Source organism: Segatella copri, from assembly GCF_009494395.1.
In the GTDB taxonomy this organism is placed as follows: Bacteria; Bacteroidota; Bacteroidia; order Bacteroidales; family Bacteroidaceae; genus Prevotella.
Genome location: NZ_VZCB01000052.1, coordinates 149,630 through 165,337, shown reverse-complemented (window position 1 = coordinate 165,337; position 15,708 = coordinate 149,630). Strand labels below are relative to the sequence as shown.

16 protein-coding genes are annotated in these 15,708 nt (G+C 46.7%); 1 reads left to right on the top strand and 15 read right to left on the bottom strand.

Features of this window, described 5'->3' with window-relative positions:
• Positions 1–27 precede the first annotated feature (27 nt).
• The 12 genes from F7D73_RS06640 to F7D73_RS06585 all read right to left on the bottom strand — a co-directional run bounded on the left by F7D73_RS06640 (position 28) and on the right by F7D73_RS06585 (position 11,429).
• A complete protein-coding gene (locus F7D73_RS06640; protein WP_153123267.1) occupies positions 28–921 on the bottom strand; it encodes a YitT family protein in 894 nt (297 codons plus the stop codon).
• 48 nt (positions 922–969) lie between these two features.
• Entirely contained in the window at positions 970–1,155 is a 186-nt protein-coding gene (locus F7D73_RS06635; protein ID WP_118312451.1) for a DUF4250 domain-containing protein, read from the bottom strand.
• A gap of 153 nt (positions 1,156–1,308) precedes the next feature.
• Positions 1,309–2,760 carry an NADH-quinone oxidoreductase subunit N gene (locus F7D73_RS06630; RefSeq protein WP_153123265.1) on the bottom strand — a complete coding sequence of 484 codons (1,452 nt, stop codon included), beginning with the start codon at positions 2,758–2,760 and terminating at the stop codon, positions 1,309–1,311.
• Between the two features lie 15 nt (positions 2,761–2,775).
• Positions 2,776–4,275, bottom strand: coding sequence for a complex I subunit 4 family protein (locus tag F7D73_RS06625; RefSeq protein ID WP_153123263.1), 1,500 nt, complete (start codon positions 4,273–4,275; stop codon positions 2,776–2,778).
• 33 nt (positions 4,276–4,308) lie between these two features.
• Positions 4,309–6,264 (bottom strand): NADH-quinone oxidoreductase subunit L, encoded by a 1,956-nt coding sequence (gene nuoL, locus F7D73_RS06620; protein ID WP_118081956.1) that lies wholly within the window; start codon positions 6,262–6,264, stop codon positions 4,309–4,311.
• 6 nt (positions 6,265–6,270) lie between these two features.
• The gene (nuoK, locus tag F7D73_RS06615) at positions 6,271–6,579 is read right to left on the bottom strand and encodes an NADH-quinone oxidoreductase subunit NuoK (protein ID WP_117663960.1); all 309 of its coding nucleotides are present in this window, start codon (positions 6,577–6,579) and stop codon (positions 6,271–6,273) included.
• Positions 6,576–7,103 carry an NADH-quinone oxidoreductase subunit J family protein gene (locus F7D73_RS06610; protein ID WP_153123260.1) on the bottom strand — a complete coding sequence of 176 codons (528 nt, stop codon included), beginning with the start codon at positions 7,101–7,103 and terminating at the stop codon, positions 6,576–6,578. Before F7D73_RS06610 ends, nuoK begins: the two co-directional genes overlap by 4 nt.
• 15 nt (positions 7,104–7,118) lie before the next feature.
• Positions 7,119–7,649 carry a NuoI/complex I 23 kDa subunit family protein gene (locus F7D73_RS06605; protein ID WP_089542943.1) on the bottom strand — a complete coding sequence of 177 codons (531 nt, stop codon included), beginning with the start codon at positions 7,647–7,649 and terminating at the stop codon, positions 7,119–7,121.
• A gap of 34 nt (positions 7,650–7,683) precedes the next feature.
• Complete coding sequence (gene nuoH / locus F7D73_RS06600; RefSeq protein ID WP_118312448.1) at positions 7,684–8,769, bottom strand: NADH-quinone oxidoreductase subunit NuoH; 1,086 nt, start codon at positions 8,767–8,769, stop codon at positions 7,684–7,686.
• Positions 8,770–8,771: 2 nt separating this feature from the next.
• Positions 8,772–10,343, bottom strand: coding sequence for an NADH-quinone oxidoreductase subunit C (locus F7D73_RS06595; RefSeq protein WP_153123258.1), 1,572 nt, complete (start codon positions 10,341–10,343; stop codon positions 8,772–8,774).
• 19 nt (positions 10,344–10,362) lie between these two features.
• Positions 10,363–11,088 carry an NADH-quinone oxidoreductase subunit B gene (locus tag F7D73_RS06590; protein ID WP_006846361.1) on the bottom strand — a complete coding sequence of 242 codons (726 nt, stop codon included), beginning with the start codon at positions 11,086–11,088 and terminating at the stop codon, positions 10,363–10,365.
• A complete protein-coding gene (locus F7D73_RS06585; protein ID WP_089542947.1) occupies positions 11,079–11,429 on the bottom strand; it encodes an NADH-quinone oxidoreductase subunit A in 351 nt (116 codons plus the stop codon). The genes F7D73_RS06590 and F7D73_RS06585 overlap by 10 nt, the downstream gene beginning before the upstream one ends.
• Positions 11,430–11,755: 326 nt before the next feature.
• Here F7D73_RS06585 and F7D73_RS06580 point away from each other — a divergent pair, with 326 nt between their 5' ends.
• Entirely contained in the window at positions 11,756–12,685 is a 930-nt protein-coding gene (locus F7D73_RS06580; protein ID WP_153123256.1) for a hypothetical protein, read from the top strand.
• 299 nt (positions 12,686–12,984) lie between these two features.
• Here the strand turns inward: F7D73_RS06580 and F7D73_RS06575 are convergent, their stop codons facing one another.
• From F7D73_RS06575 to F7D73_RS06565, 3 genes are all read right to left on the bottom strand, one after another.
• Entirely contained in the window at positions 12,985–13,599 is a 615-nt protein-coding gene (locus F7D73_RS06575) for a deoxynucleoside kinase (protein WP_153123254.1), read from the bottom strand.
• A gap of 90 nt (positions 13,600–13,689) precedes the next feature.
• A complete protein-coding gene (locus tag F7D73_RS06570; RefSeq protein WP_153123252.1) occupies positions 13,690–14,307 on the bottom strand; it encodes a deoxynucleoside kinase in 618 nt (205 codons plus the stop codon).
• Between the two features lie 215 nt (positions 14,308–14,522).
• Positions 14,523–15,704 carry an AGE family epimerase/isomerase gene (locus F7D73_RS06565; protein ID WP_194256866.1) on the bottom strand — a complete coding sequence of 394 codons (1,182 nt, stop codon included), beginning with the start codon at positions 15,702–15,704 and terminating at the stop codon, positions 14,523–14,525.
• Positions 15,705–15,708: the final 4 nt, after the last annotated feature.

Sequence of the window (15,708 nt, the reverse complement as noted above, 5' to 3'; positions counted from 1 at the left end):
GATGGAGGCCAACAAAAAAAGCATGGATTAAACTCCATGCTCTTTTTTGCTTTTATATTTAATCTTGTCAAAACCTTCACCATACACACCGATAACGGCACTCTGACTGACAAAGGCATGTGGATCTATCTCGCTGATAAGACGGAAGATAGCTGGAGCCTGGCGCTGCTTGGCCAGCACGAACAGCATCTTCACATCCTGACCGGAATAAAAACCGCTGGCATTCACCACCGTTACTCCCCTATCAGCATCTACATTGATGCGCTTGCCTATCTCCTCATACTTCTTTGAAATGATAAAGAACTGTACACTTCGTCTTCTGCTGTTCACCACCTGGTCGATACAGAATGCCTGAACACAAAGGACTACATAACCATATAACACCTTCTCCCAATCGTGAACCACCAGGTAACTGGAACTGATGATAAAGATGTCGCATATCATAATCACTCTACCCAGAGAAATGTCGCGATACTTGTTGACGATGGCTGCGATGATATCCGTACCACCCGTACTTCCACCAACAGAGAAACCGAGTCCGATTCCGCAGCCGCAGAAAACGGCACCCAGGAAAGCAGCCCATAAAGGTTGATTTTCCAAGAGATGAATATCGCCTAAACGACTGGAGAAGAAGGAGGTCAAGGCGGTTACCACGATGACGGCATAAACGGTCTTGACGCAGAACTTAGCTCCCAAAATCTTGAACGCACATATTAATAAGGTGGCGTTGGCGATGAAATACGGAATTTGCACAGGGCAACCAGTTGCCCAATAGATGATACTGGAAATACCAGGCAGTCCGCTTGCCGTCACATTGGTAGGCAAGAGGAATACGTTCCATCCAATGGCGTAGGAAATCATTCCTATCGCAATCATTACATAGTCTTGTACAGACTTCCACAAGGGTCGAGGAGGAGTCATAATTAATTAATAATTTACAATTTATAATTTATAGTTTATAGGGTGCTCTTACCAGAATTTCTTCTGCTGCTCTGACCACTCAAAGCCCTGAGTAGCCATTTTGGTTTCTAATGCTGCACGGTTCACATTGAAGTGATTACAAATCTCATCGAGTGTATCAAACTCGTGGTCACGAAGCAGGAAGTTGATGGCACTTACGAGCATCGGAACATCATTCATTGGTAACTTATCCATCCTTTTTATATTGATTAATTAATATTTATTATTGATTACTTGAGGCACCATGCCTCTTTCGGGGTGCAAAATTACTGCAAAATTCAGACAATACCAAAAAAAATCCCAGCAATCTTTTACCGATTGCTGGGATTTTTATAAATTATTGATGATTTACGCATTCACTGCAACTGAAATCCAGTCGAAGACGAATGAGCAAATACCGAATGCTACGATACCTACTGTGCAGATTGCAAGTGCCAACTTGGTTGAGCATGCGCTCTGGAAAGTAGGAAGCGGATTGTCGCTGTGCTTGATGAACATAGCCTTCACGATGAGCAAATAGTAGTACAAGCTGATAACTGTGTTTACCAACGCGATGAATACTACGCCGTATGCCCATGCACCCAATGTGGTGTGGATATCGTGTGTACCAACTGCTGCCATGAACACGAAGAACTTCGAGAACATACCGGCGAATGGAGGAATACCACCCAATGAGAACAATGCCAAGGTCATCAGGAATGCCAGACGTGGGTTGGTCTTATACAAACCGTTGTAGCTGTCCATCTGAACTGTACCGTTGTTGTGCTCTTCAATAGATGAGATGATGGTGAAGACGCTCAGGTTGGCTACTACGTAAATCAATACATAGTAAGTCAAGGCGCTCACGCTCATCGCTGAGTTACCTACCACTGCCAACATGATGTAACCTGCCTGAGAGATAGAAGAGAATGCCATGAAACGCTTCAGGTCGCTCTGACGGATGGCAAACAGGTTGGCGATAGTGATAGAAAGTACAATCACGATGTAAAGCAACACGGTCCAGTACTCTACCATTGGCTGGAACACCTTCATGAGAATAGCGCAGAGAGTAAACGCTGCAGCACCCTTAGATACTACTGACAAGTAACCTGTAACAGTAGTTGGTGCACCCTGGTATGAATCGGCTGTCCAGAAGTGGAAAGGAACCAAGGAAATCTTGAAACCGAGACCACTGAAGAAGAATACCATACCGGCGATGGTCAATGGTGATGCAGAGATAACCTTTGCTACATCATCGAAATACAAAGTACCACAAGCAGCATAGAGCAGAGAGATACCGTAGATCATTACACCGCTAGAGAAAGTAGCGGTCAAAACGAACTTAGCACCTGCCTCAGCAGAATTGTGACGGTACTTATCGAAGGCTACCAAGCACGCCATTGGCACGGATGCCATTTCGAGGCCGAGGAAGAACAGGAGGAAGTGGTTGGCACTTACCATCATGTTCATACCGAGCAAGGTAGAGATAATCAACATATAGAACTCACCCTCCTTGAAGGCTGTGTCCTTACGGCTCAACCACTCCTTAGCCTGTACCATCACGATGAGGGTACCCAAAGCCAGGATAGTCTTCAAGACACCGGCAGCAGGACCTGTTGTGTACATGCCGCCAAATGCCTCTGTGGCTTCTGTAGGGAAGATGTTGATGACAATGTGAGCCACCATCAAGAGACATACCAGAGGATTGAACCACTTACGGTCTGCGCTCTTGGAACTGCAGAAGTCAGCAATGAAAGTGATCAACAGAACTACCATCAGGGTAGCTTCTGGAATCATATTTAAAAATTGACTGTAATTCATTTCTTCTGATATTTATTACATGATTACACTAAAGATTGGACCTACAGCGTCCCTGATAATCTCCTCTGCCCAAAGTGGGAACATACCGAGACCTGCAACGCAGGCAATCAGACCTGCTACAGCGATACGCTCGTCCCATGTAGCATCGTGGAGCTTCTCCAACTTAGGACTAGGAACCTTCTGATAAAGGATCTTACCTACACAACGCAAGATGTAAACCGCTGTTACTACGATAGAGGTACATGCGATGATGGTACATACACGATGGAACATATCTGCATTCTGGAAGGCACCTACGAAGATGGTCATCTCAGCTACGAAACCTGAGAAACCTGGCAAACCGAGGTTAGCCAAACCTGCTACTGCATAACCTACAGAGAGGAATGGAATGATCTTCATCAAACCACCCAGGTAACGTACGTCACGTGTACCAGCCTGATGGTAAATCATACCGATAACGGCGAAGAAGAGGGCGGTCATCAAACCGTGAGACAACATCTGGAGGATAGCACCAGTAGCAGCTGTCTCGGTCATCATACAGAGAGCGAAGAGCACCATACCACAGTGAGATACTGATGAGTAAGCGTTGATGTACTTCAAGTCGGTCTGTACACATGCTGACAAAGCACCATATACAATAGAGATAGTAGTCAGTACGAGGAACACCTTGATCCAGAATCCGTGAGTAGCAGCTGGCAAGAGGAACATGGCAATACGGAAGCAACCGTAACCACCAAGCTTCATCAATACACCGGCATGCAACATAGATACAGCTGTTGGCGCACTTGCGTGACCGTCAGGAGACCATGTGTGGAATGGGAACAGCGCACCGAGGATACCGAAACCGATGAAGAGCAATGGGAAGAACACGTTCTGCACGCTCTCTGGAATCGCATGAGCACCATTAGTATGGTGAGCGATATCGAGGATTTCGAAGGTCTGAGCACCACTGTAGAAGTAGATTCCCAGGATACCGATAACCAAAAGGGCTGAACCACCCATCAACATCAAAGTCAACTTCATGGCTGAATACTCCTTTGCACCACTACCCCATACACCGATGAGGAGGTACATAGGAATCAGCGCAACCTCATAGAACATGAACATAGTGAACATGTCGATTGAGATGAAGAAGCCATATACACCGATGCTCAGGAGTGTGAACCAGAGGAAGTATTCCTTCTTCATTGGCTCCATCTGCCAGGAAGCAAATGTACCGGTGAACACGATGATAGAAGTCAGGAGAAGCATCACCACTGAGATACCATCCACACCGAGTGAATAGTTGATGTGCAATGGTTCAAACCAAGGCACACAGTAGGTGAAGAGCATCGGAGCTTGGTCGGCTGGCATTGTCTCACGAGCTTCGAGAAATGCAAACACCAAATAGATGGAGAGACCGAGCAATACGCTGGCACCTGCTACCATCACACCACGAACCTGCTTGTCGTTGCGTGCCAACCAGAGGCCGAGCAACATCAGGAGTGGTACTATGACGAATATACTTAAATTCATTTCTTTTCTATTTACTTAATTGTGAGACTTTCATTAAAGAAGTGCGAGCAGGCACAATGTCAATGCTACGGTACCAGTGAGGAACCAGATAGCATAGCTGCGAACATCACCACTCTGCCATGGACGGATGGTCTCGCCTGCCTCCTGTGTACCCCAAGCCATGAAGTTGAAGGTACCATCGATAACGCGACGGTCGAACCATGCGATTGGCTTTGAGAAGCAACCGAAGACAATCTTGTGAGTGAAGAACTGCCAAGCATCGTCGATATAGAAACGGTTCAACGCTGCCTTGTGCAACTTAGGCATCTTCTTAGCCAAAGCGTCTGCCAATGGAGTCTTCTTAGGAGCATACATATATGTAGCCAAACCGATACCGATGATTGCAACAATCACAGAAGTAGTTGCCACGCTCATGTCGATATGGATATCGTAGCTCTGACCTGTAGCAGATACGAAGTGACCGAATGGAATCAAACCGCAGAGGCAAGAGATGATGGCGAGGAATACCAATGGACCCCACATCACGAATGGAACCTCCTGTGGCTTGCGACGGTTCTCAGGATCAAGCTCATAGTAGCTCTGTCCCCAGAAGATGACGTAGTAGAGACGGAACATGTAGAATGCTGTCATACCAGCTACCACGGTCATGAACCAGCCCATGAATGGAGAGAACTGGAAGCATGCTGAGATAATCTCATCCTTTGACCAGAAACCTGCGAATGGAGGAATACCTGCAATCGCCAAGCAACCGATGAGGAAGCAGATGTTGGTAATAGGCATGTACTTGTGCAGACCGCCCATGTAATCCTTGAAGTTGCTGCCGATGATGACGATGATGGCACCAGAGCAGAGGAAGAGCAATGCCTTGAACATAGCGTGGGTAAACAGGTGGAAGATACCAGCCATGTAACCCAAACCACCGTGGTGGTTATCTACTGCGAAGCAGACACCGAGAGCTACGAGCATGTAGGCAATCTGAGAGATTGTAGAGAAAGCCAGACCACGCTTGATATCACGCTGGCAGCAAGCTACGGCTGCTGCATAGAATGCGGTGAAGGCTGCAATGTAAGCTACATAGTGCAATGTCTCAGGAGCATACTGTACCCAGATTGGGAAGAGGCTGGCTACCTGATATACACCGGCTACAACCATGGTAGCGGCGTGGATCAACGCAGAAACAGGTGTTGGACCCTCCATCGCATCTGGCAACCAGATGTGCAATGGGAACATCGCACTCTTACCGGCACCACCGATGAACATGAGGAACAACGCTGTTGGCATTACCCAAGCTGCACCTGCCAAAGCAGAGTTGAGCTCTGGCTGAGCATTCAAGTCGTAGTTGAAGGTTCCTACATAGAAGCTGTAGAACAGGATACCGATGAGGAAGAAGAGGTCAGCGAAACGGGTTACGATGAACGCCTTCTTGCTGGCATGTACTGCAGCATGCTTTGGATAGTAGAAACCGATGAGCAGGTATGAGCACACACCCACCAACTCCCAGAAAAGATACATCTGGAAGATGTTGGTAGCTACTACCAAGCCCAACATTGACATGGTGAAGAGGCTCAGGTAAGCGTAGAAACGCTGCATACCCTTCTCATATTCCTCAACCTTGTAGTTCTCATCACGCTCTGCCATATAGCCGAAGCTATAGATGTGAACCATGAAGCTGACGGTGGTAATCACGATGAGCATCAATACGGAGATTGGGCTCAGACGGAAACCGATGTTGAAGGTGAGCAACTCAGTAAACTTCAACCATGTGAAATTAAATACGGTAACAGTTGGGTACATACCTGTAGAGGCATCACGACCCACTGCAAAGAAGTACTCGTATGCTGTATAGACAGACATCGCGAATACACAGCCCATCAATACGGTACCGATGAGTGCTGCTACCGGTCTTTTCATCTTCATACCCACAAGTCCCAGAACCAGGAAGCTCAGGAATGGCAGAAGAAGTATCAAAAATGCATAATTGTATTCCATTGTCTTTTAGAATTTCATGTTTTCAATACTGTTCACCTGGTCACTGTGATAGTTGCGGTAAACGTTGATAATAATAGCGAGCGCTACGGCTGTCTCGGCTGCTGCTACTCCGATAGAGAACAATGTGAAGAAGAAACCTTCCAACTGTCCTGGGAAGAGGATGCGGTTGAACACAGCGAAGTTCAAATCGGCTGCATTCAATACAAGCTCTACGGAGATGAGCATGGCTACGAGGTTACGGCGTGTACAGAAGCCATAGACTCCGATGAAGAACAAGAGTGCTGAGAGCACGAAGAAATATTGTACTGGAATCATTTCTTATCCTCCTTTCTTGCGATTAAGATACCACCGATGATACATGCCAACAGGAATACGGAGATAAACTCGAATGGCAATACATAGCCATACTTGTCAGCACCTACCAGTGCAGAACCTACCTGGTCCATTGGCACCTCGGTGTCGGCTACAGTTGCAGCCATATCAATAAAGTGATTCTTCAACACGATGACTGCCAAGGTTACGAAACCTACGAGGCAGACGAGTGCGCGACCAATAGCCTTGCTACCCTTCATGTGCTCCAGAAGTCCCTGGAGGGTACGCTTGGATACCAACTGAATAGCGAAGACGTAGAGGATGGTAATACCGCCCGCATATACTGAAATCTGAGCAGCACCCAGATAGGTATAGTCGAGCAGGAAGAACATGCCTGCAATACCGAAGAGTACGAACAACAGGAAGGTTGCCGCACGCATGATACGCTTGGTAGCTACGCACATGATGGCTGAGCCAAGGATGACTACTGCCAAGATGACGAACATAAATAAATTAGCTGTTATCATTGTCTAATGTCCTCCTTACTTAGTCTTGGTGTTAAACTTACCGATTTCCAATGGTGCACCACCCTCGATGAGGTTTGGAAGGCTACCGCCCTTATATACCTCCTTGTCAAGGTGCATCACCAACTTGTTGCGGTCGAAGACTGCATTCTCGAAATCGTTGACAAACTTGATTGCACCGAAGTTACATGCGTTGACACAGAGCTCGCAGAACATGCAGTCGCCCAAGTCGTACTGGTAATCCACCAACTTGCGCTTCTTCTTGCCTGTCTCTGGGTCCTCCACCATCTCGGTCTGAATCTTGATGGTATCGTTAGGGCATGACTTCTCACACAATGTACAACCCACACACTTGTAAGCCTCGTTCTCATCACGAACAAAGACCAAGCGTCCACGGAAACGTGGAGAGATGTGGAGTGTAGTCTTGCGGTTCTCAGGATACTGCTCTGTGCTCTTTGGTGTGAAGTACTCCTTCATGGTTACCTTCATACCTGTAGCGAGGGTCTTCAAACCCGCTGCAATACCGCCGAAATATGAATTGTTAGACATACTTTCTTATTATTATAATAATGTGTATTAAAGATTATCCGTGGATTCCGAATGCTACGCATACTGTCATCAAGATCAGGATGACGAGTGACAATGGCATCAGATACTTCCACTCCAACTTCAGAATCTGGTCGATACGGAGACGTGGGAATGTCCAACGTACCCACATCAGGAGCCATACCACCGCGAAGGTCTTACCGAAGAACCAGATGAAACCTGGGATGAGGTTCATCAGATTGTCGAAGCCCTCGATACCGATGTTCAATGGTGCCCAACCACCGAGGAATACGGTAGAAGCAATACCAGAAATCACGAAGAGGTTAAGGTACTCAGCCAGGTAGTAGAAACCGAAGCCCATACCTGAATACTCAGTGTGGTAACCTGCGGTCAACTCACTCTCAGCCTCAGCCAAGTCGAAAGGACCACGGTTTGCCTCAGCATTACCTGCTACGAGGAATACGAGGAAAGCCAGGATTGCTGGTACATGACCCTTGATAATCAACCAGTTCCAGGCACCAGTCTGAGCCTCAACGATACCGCTTACCTGCATGGTTCCGGTGAGAACTACTGCAGAAATCAGGCAGAGGCAGAGAGACATCTCGTAAGAAATCATCTGTACGGCACCACGCATGGCAGATACCACAGAGTACTTGTTGTTAGATGCCCAACCAGCGAGGAACACACCCAGCACGCCGATAGAACTTACGGCTGTGATGAGGAATACACCCACGTTGAAGTCAAGAATATGTGCTCCCTTGTTCCATGGAAGGAATGAGAAAGTACCTACAGAGGCAATGATCACGAGGAATGGTGCCATGTAGTAGAGCAGCTTGTCGGCTCTATCTACTGCGAAGATCTCCTTGATCAACATCTTGAGCACGTCGGCGAATACCTGGAAAATACCCCAAGGACCTACACGCATAGGGCCGAGACGGCACTGGAAGTAGGCACACACCTTACGCTCCATGAAGATAAGTACGATAGCGATGAGGGCGTATGCTGTCAAAATACAGATACCCACGAGCACGCACTCAATCAGAATCGACAGGAAGTCGCCCAAACCCAAGGTCTGGCGAAGCAGATTGTCGATGAATGTTGTTACTATACTAAAATCAAACATAATTATCTATCAATATCAGGGATTACGAAATCGATTGCTGCACCTGTAGTGATGAGGTCGGCGATCTTCTGTCCACGAAGCATTGGGTCGAGCGCACCTGTCAAAGACAAGCCCATCGGACGCATCTTCATACGGTATGGACTCTTGTCACCCTTTGAGTCGAGATATACACCAAACTCGCCGCTGGCACCCTCTACAGAGAAGTACCACTGTCCCTCTGGAACCTTGATGATTGGCTTCTGCTTGATGTAGTACTCACCCTCTGGAATGTTGTCGATCAACTGCTCGATGATGTCCAAGCTCTGATACAACTCCTGGATGTGCACATAGTAACGATCCATTGAATCGCAACCGGTAAGGGTAATTTCCTTCCACTCTACCTTGTCGTACATATCGTATGGATGACGCTTGCGGGTATCGTTCTTCCAACCTGATGCACGACCAGCAGGACCGGTTACGGCATAGTTGATACAATCCTCATAGTTCATTGGACCTACGCCTTCGAGACGGTTGTGAGTAATCACGTTGTCGCCGAATACGTCGAGGTACTCCTGAATCATCGGACGGAGATACTTGCAGAGGGTCTTCACGTTCTGAACGAAGTTAGGGTCGATATCTGCCTGAAGGCCACCGATACGGTAGTAGTTCTGGATCAGACGGCCACCGGTTGTCTCCTCCATCACGTTCAATACGTGTTCACGGTCACGCATACAGTAAAGGAATGCAGTCAAGGCACCCAAGTCCTGTGCGGTACAGCCGAGGTACAACAAGTGTGAGTCGATACGCTGCAACTCATCCATGATGGTACGGATGTAGCGGATACGGTCTGAGAGTTCGATACCCATCGCCTCTTCGATAACGCCTACCAGAGCGTGGCGGTGCATCATCGCAGAAAGATAGTTCAGACGGTCGGTCAATGCCAATGTCTGTGGATAGGTCATGTTCTCCCACATCTTCTCGATACCACGGTGGATATAACCGAGGTGTGGATAGATGCGCTTCACGGTCTCACCATCAACAACGGTCTGCAGACGGAGCACACCGTGGGTAGATGGGTGGTTAGGACCGATATTGACAACATACTCATCCTCATCGAAGCGACGCTTCTCTGTAGCAACGAGATGGCCATCTTCGCTCAAGGAATACTCCACGGTGAAGTCATCCTCTGGCTCATCAGTACAAGGGAACTTGTTTGCCTCAGGACTCATATCGAAGTCCTTGCGCAATGGATAGCCCTGGAAATCGGTACGGAGGAAGAGACGACGCATGTCCGGGTGACCCAGGAACTTGATGCCGACGAAATCGAAGACTTCACGCTCCAGGAGGTCAGCCACCTTCCAGAGATTGATAACTGTAGGAATCACATCACTGCCATCCACCTTCTTGGCGATGGTCTTTACCGAGCAGCGCTCGTTGGTCTGAGTATTTTCGAGAATATAGATACATCCGAGACCTTCCTCACCGAAGTCTTCACCGATGATGGTAACAAGGTAGTCGAAATGCTTCTCGTTCTTCAACTTCGCCATTTCTGAGGCGAAATTATCAAAACTCAATTCAATATTATTCAGTTTCATGTTCTTATACCTTATTATATTAATCAGTTAGACCTTTCTGAGGGTCGAAATCCTCAGGTACTTCAGTTACGATGATAGGCTCCTTGTGTCCGAGCTTCTCGCTGTCAGAGAGGTTCTCGTTGCTCAAGCCGCGAAGACCACCCTTGCTCATAGAGAGTTCCTTTTCATCCTGAGTCATCTTGTGGTTAGCACCACCGAAGAATTTCTCAACCTTTACCTTACGCTGCAACTGCATCATACCGTAAAGGATAGCCTCAGGGCGTGGAGGACAACCAGGGATGTAAACATCCACAGGAACCAACTCGCTGATACCACGAACCACATTGTAGCTCTTCTTGAACGGACCGCCAGAGATGGTACATCCACCCACAGCTACCACATACTTAGGCTCAGCCATTTCATCATACAAACGCTTGAACACTGGTGCCATCTTATTGGTAATAGTACCGGCACACATGATCAAGTCAGCCTGACGTGGAGAGTTACGGGTTACCTCGAAACCAAAACGGGAGAAGTCGTAACGTGCACAACCTACAGCCATGAACTCGATACCACAGCAAGAAGTACCGAAGGTCAAAGACCAGAGTGAGTTACTACGTCCCCAGTTGATGGCAGCATCGAGCGAACCGACTACCACGTTAGCACCACCCTCATTGAGCTCCTGCGCAATCTTTTCGAGAGTGTCATTGTCCTTAAACTCGTCGTAAGGAATACTCTTGATAGAGGCTCTTTTGTTTACTTCCATTCCAACGCTCCTTTCCGCCAAGCGTATGCAAGGCCAAATACCAATACCAACAGGAAGAACCCGATGCTCACGAGAGCCATAGGTCCAAACTGCTTAACGACAACTGCCCATGGGTAAAGCATGACAGTCTCGATATCAAACATCAGGAAAAGGATGGCGAAGAGATAGTAGCCGATGTGTGATGGCAACCAAGAGCTGCCACGTGTCGGAATACCACACTCAAAAGGTTCACCCTTTACCGGATTGTATGAACGAGGACCGATGAGCTTCGCGATGACATAAGCAGCCACCACCAAGGTTACAGCCGTCAGCAAAACGGTGATAAATAGTGTAAAGTTCATAAAAATTGTTATAACGTTATTTATTTAATTGCTTCTAAGCGGTTGCAAAGGTAACAAATAATTCTGAAAGAAAAGAAATTAAAAGTGTTAAATGTTAAATTCAGGGCAAAATTTATACCGAAGGTATGTCTTGCAGCTTAAAAACCACGCCCAAAAGGCATTTGTCCCTTAACTTCTCTCTAACTTCCCTAACTTCTCTTAACTTCCCTAACTTCCCCACATGCGAAAGTTAAGTATAATATATTTAGGTACGCACGTGTTCTAATTAGCCATGCGCACACAGCATTCTACACAGTTAAAGATTCTTAAATGAAAAACAATATTCTTTGAAAAGACAGCCGAAACTGCTACCAACTATATCGTGGACTACTGGCAGGATGGTGAGGAAAGCCAAAATGTGGGATGACTTCGCCAGAAAAGTGAAGGAATATGAAGACGCTTCTACAGAGTCGTCAACAGATCCTTCAACGAAAGAAGCCAGAAAGGTAAGCGCTCAAACCGTGAATATCGGCAAGAACAAGCAGATGTTCTGGACCTCAAAAGTATGGGTGAAAGTGCGTGAAAACAGTGTAGATTCGGAACACTGGAGAGATGCTGTCCTCTGGTGCGATATAGGCAAGAAGGGATATATCAGGAACGAACAGTTTGATAACAGGTGCGTCTTCGGACCGGGTACAACCTTCTGGTTTCCAGCAGGTACAGGTACCAAGGTTTCCCTCATGTTGTATTCAAAGATTACCACGACGACGATAGACGATTCTGTTCCTACGCTCGACAGAGAACGTACCAACATCGAGAGAAAGAATGTGGGATTACCTTCACTCGAAGAAGAAGAGAAAGGAGCTGAATCCTATATGTATGCCTTCCACTCCACTTCCCGTAAAAGCGATGTTCCTACCATCCTGAAGGGTAACCCAACGTCGGAATATATATCTTCCGACAACAACAACGGTTACGTCTTGTCATACAAGAGTACCTGGGGATTAGGTTTCTACAAGTTTACCGGCTCGCAGTTATCGCCTTACCGTGCATGGTTGCCACAGAACATGGTGAGCAAGAGTAATAGTGAGAATCTGGCTTTGGGCAAGCAGGCCATCCATCTGGTCTTTGCCAAAGGCACTTCCGGTATTCTCCCTCCTACTATCCAGGGAGACCAGGAAGAAGAAAAGCTCTTCAACCTCTCTGGTCAGCCAGTAGGCAAAGCCGCCAAGGGTTTTGTCATCAGCCGGAAGAAAGGTAAGTTTATCAAGAGATAAATCAATTCTTTAGCTTATTGCTTCAATAAGCTATTGGGAAACAGACAAAGAGGGTGTGTCATAAAATTATGACACACCCTCTTTGTCTGTTGTATACTATTGATATGTTGTTGGAAAAGATAGTATATGTTTTTAAGATATATAGCTTCTCTGGCCGCACAACAGCTGTTGTGCGCTTGCATATCAGCTGTTGTGCGCTCGTACATCAGGTGATGTGCATGCGGTGGTCAACAGTTATGCACCAACTGTATCTAGGTTTATGACACGGTCATGTTGAACCACTGGCTAAGGTTAAGTTCTTATTTGAAGAGCCCGAAGAGTTCAGCATCTATCAGATCGGTCACCTTACGGAAGTCTTCAGGATTCTCACCAAACTCCAGATTGTCACCATCAACGATGATGAGGCGACCCTTGTAACTCTTGATCCATTCTTCGTAACGGTTGTTCAAGCCCTGGAGATAGTCGATGCGGATACTCTTCTCGAAGTCTCTGCCTCGCTTCTCAATGTGCTTAACGAGCGTAGGGATACTGCTCTTGATGTAAATCATCAGGTCTGGGAGCTTCACCAGACTAATCATCAGATCGAAGAGATCGGTATAATTATCGAAATCCCTATCGCTCATCTTACCGAGGTCATGAAGATTAGGAACGAAGATGCGGGCATCCTCGAAGATAGTACGGTCCTGTACGATGTTCTGTTCTGAACGGGAGATTTCCACGACATCATGGAATCGCTTGTTCAAGAAATAGATCTGAAGATTGAACGCCCAGCGTTCCATATCCTGATAAAAATCAGCCAGATACGGATTATTATCTACTGGTTCGAAGTTTGCCTTCCAACCATATCTTTTGGCAAGCATCTTGGTTAATGTAGTCTTGCCGCTACCTATATTTCCTGCTATTGCTATATGCATCTTTTTTACTTTGAACGTTGAACTTTGAGCTTTGAACTTTATGATTAGTTCTTCTTGCTTTTACTTTTTTACCTTTTTACCCTTTTACTTTTAAGAAAAGAGGCCGAAGAGCTTGGCATCAATCTTATCGATGATGTCACCAAACTGCTTGGGGTTGTGCTCGAAGTCGAGATTGTCTACTTCCACAATGAGCACATTGCCGGTATATTTGTTCATGATGAAATCTTCGTAGAGATTGTTGATACCTTCCAGATAATCGATAGGCATCTTCTGTTCATAGTCGCGTCCCCGCTTCTGGATATTCTTGACGAGATGAGGGACTGAGGAACGGAGATAAATCATGAGTTTCGGCATCTCTACCACTTCCATCATCGACTCGAAGAGTTCCATGTAGGTTTCATAATCGCGCTGGTCCATATTGCCCATTCTGCGGTTGTTTGCTGCAAAGACATATACACCTTCGAAGATGGTACGGTCCTGGATGACCGTCTCCGTACTATGCTGGATTTCGAGCAGATTTTTGAATCGCTGCTTGAGATAGAACACTTCCATGTTGAGTGCCCATCGGGGGATGTCCTTGTAATAGTCATCGATATAGGGGTTATCAGCCACGGGCTCCAAATACTTCTTCCAGCCATAGTGTTTGGCGAGCATCTTGGTCAACGTGGTCTTACCGCTACCGATGTTTCCTGCTATTGCTATATACATTTATTTTGAATGAATAATTTACATTTAATATTTAATCATGGGGCTAGCGCCCTGCATTGACTGCAAAATTACAACAAATATTTGGGATAAACAAAAAAAGTCCCGCAGATTTCGCAAATTACGCCAATTATTCCCTATTAAGAATAAAAAACAGCATAATCTGCAAAACTGCGGGATCAACTTATAAAATCAACTATTCAAATGTGTGTTTCTGTCTAATAGTCTCGTTCGATGAGTTCGAGACACATGCGGGAGTTATGGTAAGGACATTTCCAGAAACCAGCCTTATCATCTACAGTATTAACTGTGCCATCTTCGAGGATAGCCCAATGCCACTCACCGTTCTTGGCGTCCAAGAGATGCTTTGCCACATAGTTCAAGCACTGGATGGCAACCAGGAGATTCTCCTCGGTACGGAAATACTGGTAAAGGTCGATATGGCCGATGATGTTCTCACACTGCACCCACCACTGGCGCTGCAGATCGAACTTATCGCCATCCTTCCAATGCTCATAAACCATACTGCCATCAGGACGCAAACCTTCATCAGCAGCCTCAGCAATACGGCGGATGAGGCGCTCAATCTTATGAAGCACCTCCTTATCACCCAATACGAGGGCGGTTTCGTGGAGTAACCAGGATGCCTCGATGTCATGACCGTAACTCTCTATATTTCTCTTGCCCTCCCACTCATCATTGAAGAAGAGGTCGAGGTGATAAGTCTCCTTATTGAGCAACTTATCGGTGAAGATATCGAGAAGATTGCGGATGCTCTTCTCCAGTTCCGGAGTCTTCCAAACGCGATAGAGGTTGGTGTAAGGCTCGATGATATGGAGATGGGTATTCATGGTGCGGGAACCATTCTCGTCCTTATCCGAGAGACGCATGTCGGCAATCGGATTCCATTCACGGGTCAAAGCTTCGATATAACCATTGTTCTTGGCATCAAAGGCATGTTTCTCGATGTCATGATACAGTGAGATGGCGATATCCAGCGCTTCCTGATCACCTGTGGCACGAGCATACTCCGAGAAGCCATAGATGGCAAAACCGATGGCATAGGTCTGCTTCTTGGTATCGAGCGGATTACCCTTGTAATCTACGCTCCAGTAGATGCCGCCATATTCCTTGTCCAGGAAATGATCACGGACATACTCCTTGGCGCGGGTGGCAGCCTCCAGATACTCCGGTTTCTTCAACACACGGTAGGCAGCAGAGAACGCCCAAAGGATGCGGGCATTCATCACAGCACCTTTCTCGGCTTCAGGATGTACCTGGTCATTACCATCTACACGACCGTAGAAGCCGCCGTTTTCCTCATCTTTCACCTTGTCAATCCAATACTTGAGGATGTTGTTCTCCAGGACATCCTTCATTGTTTCTTTCAAGTTTTCCATTTTT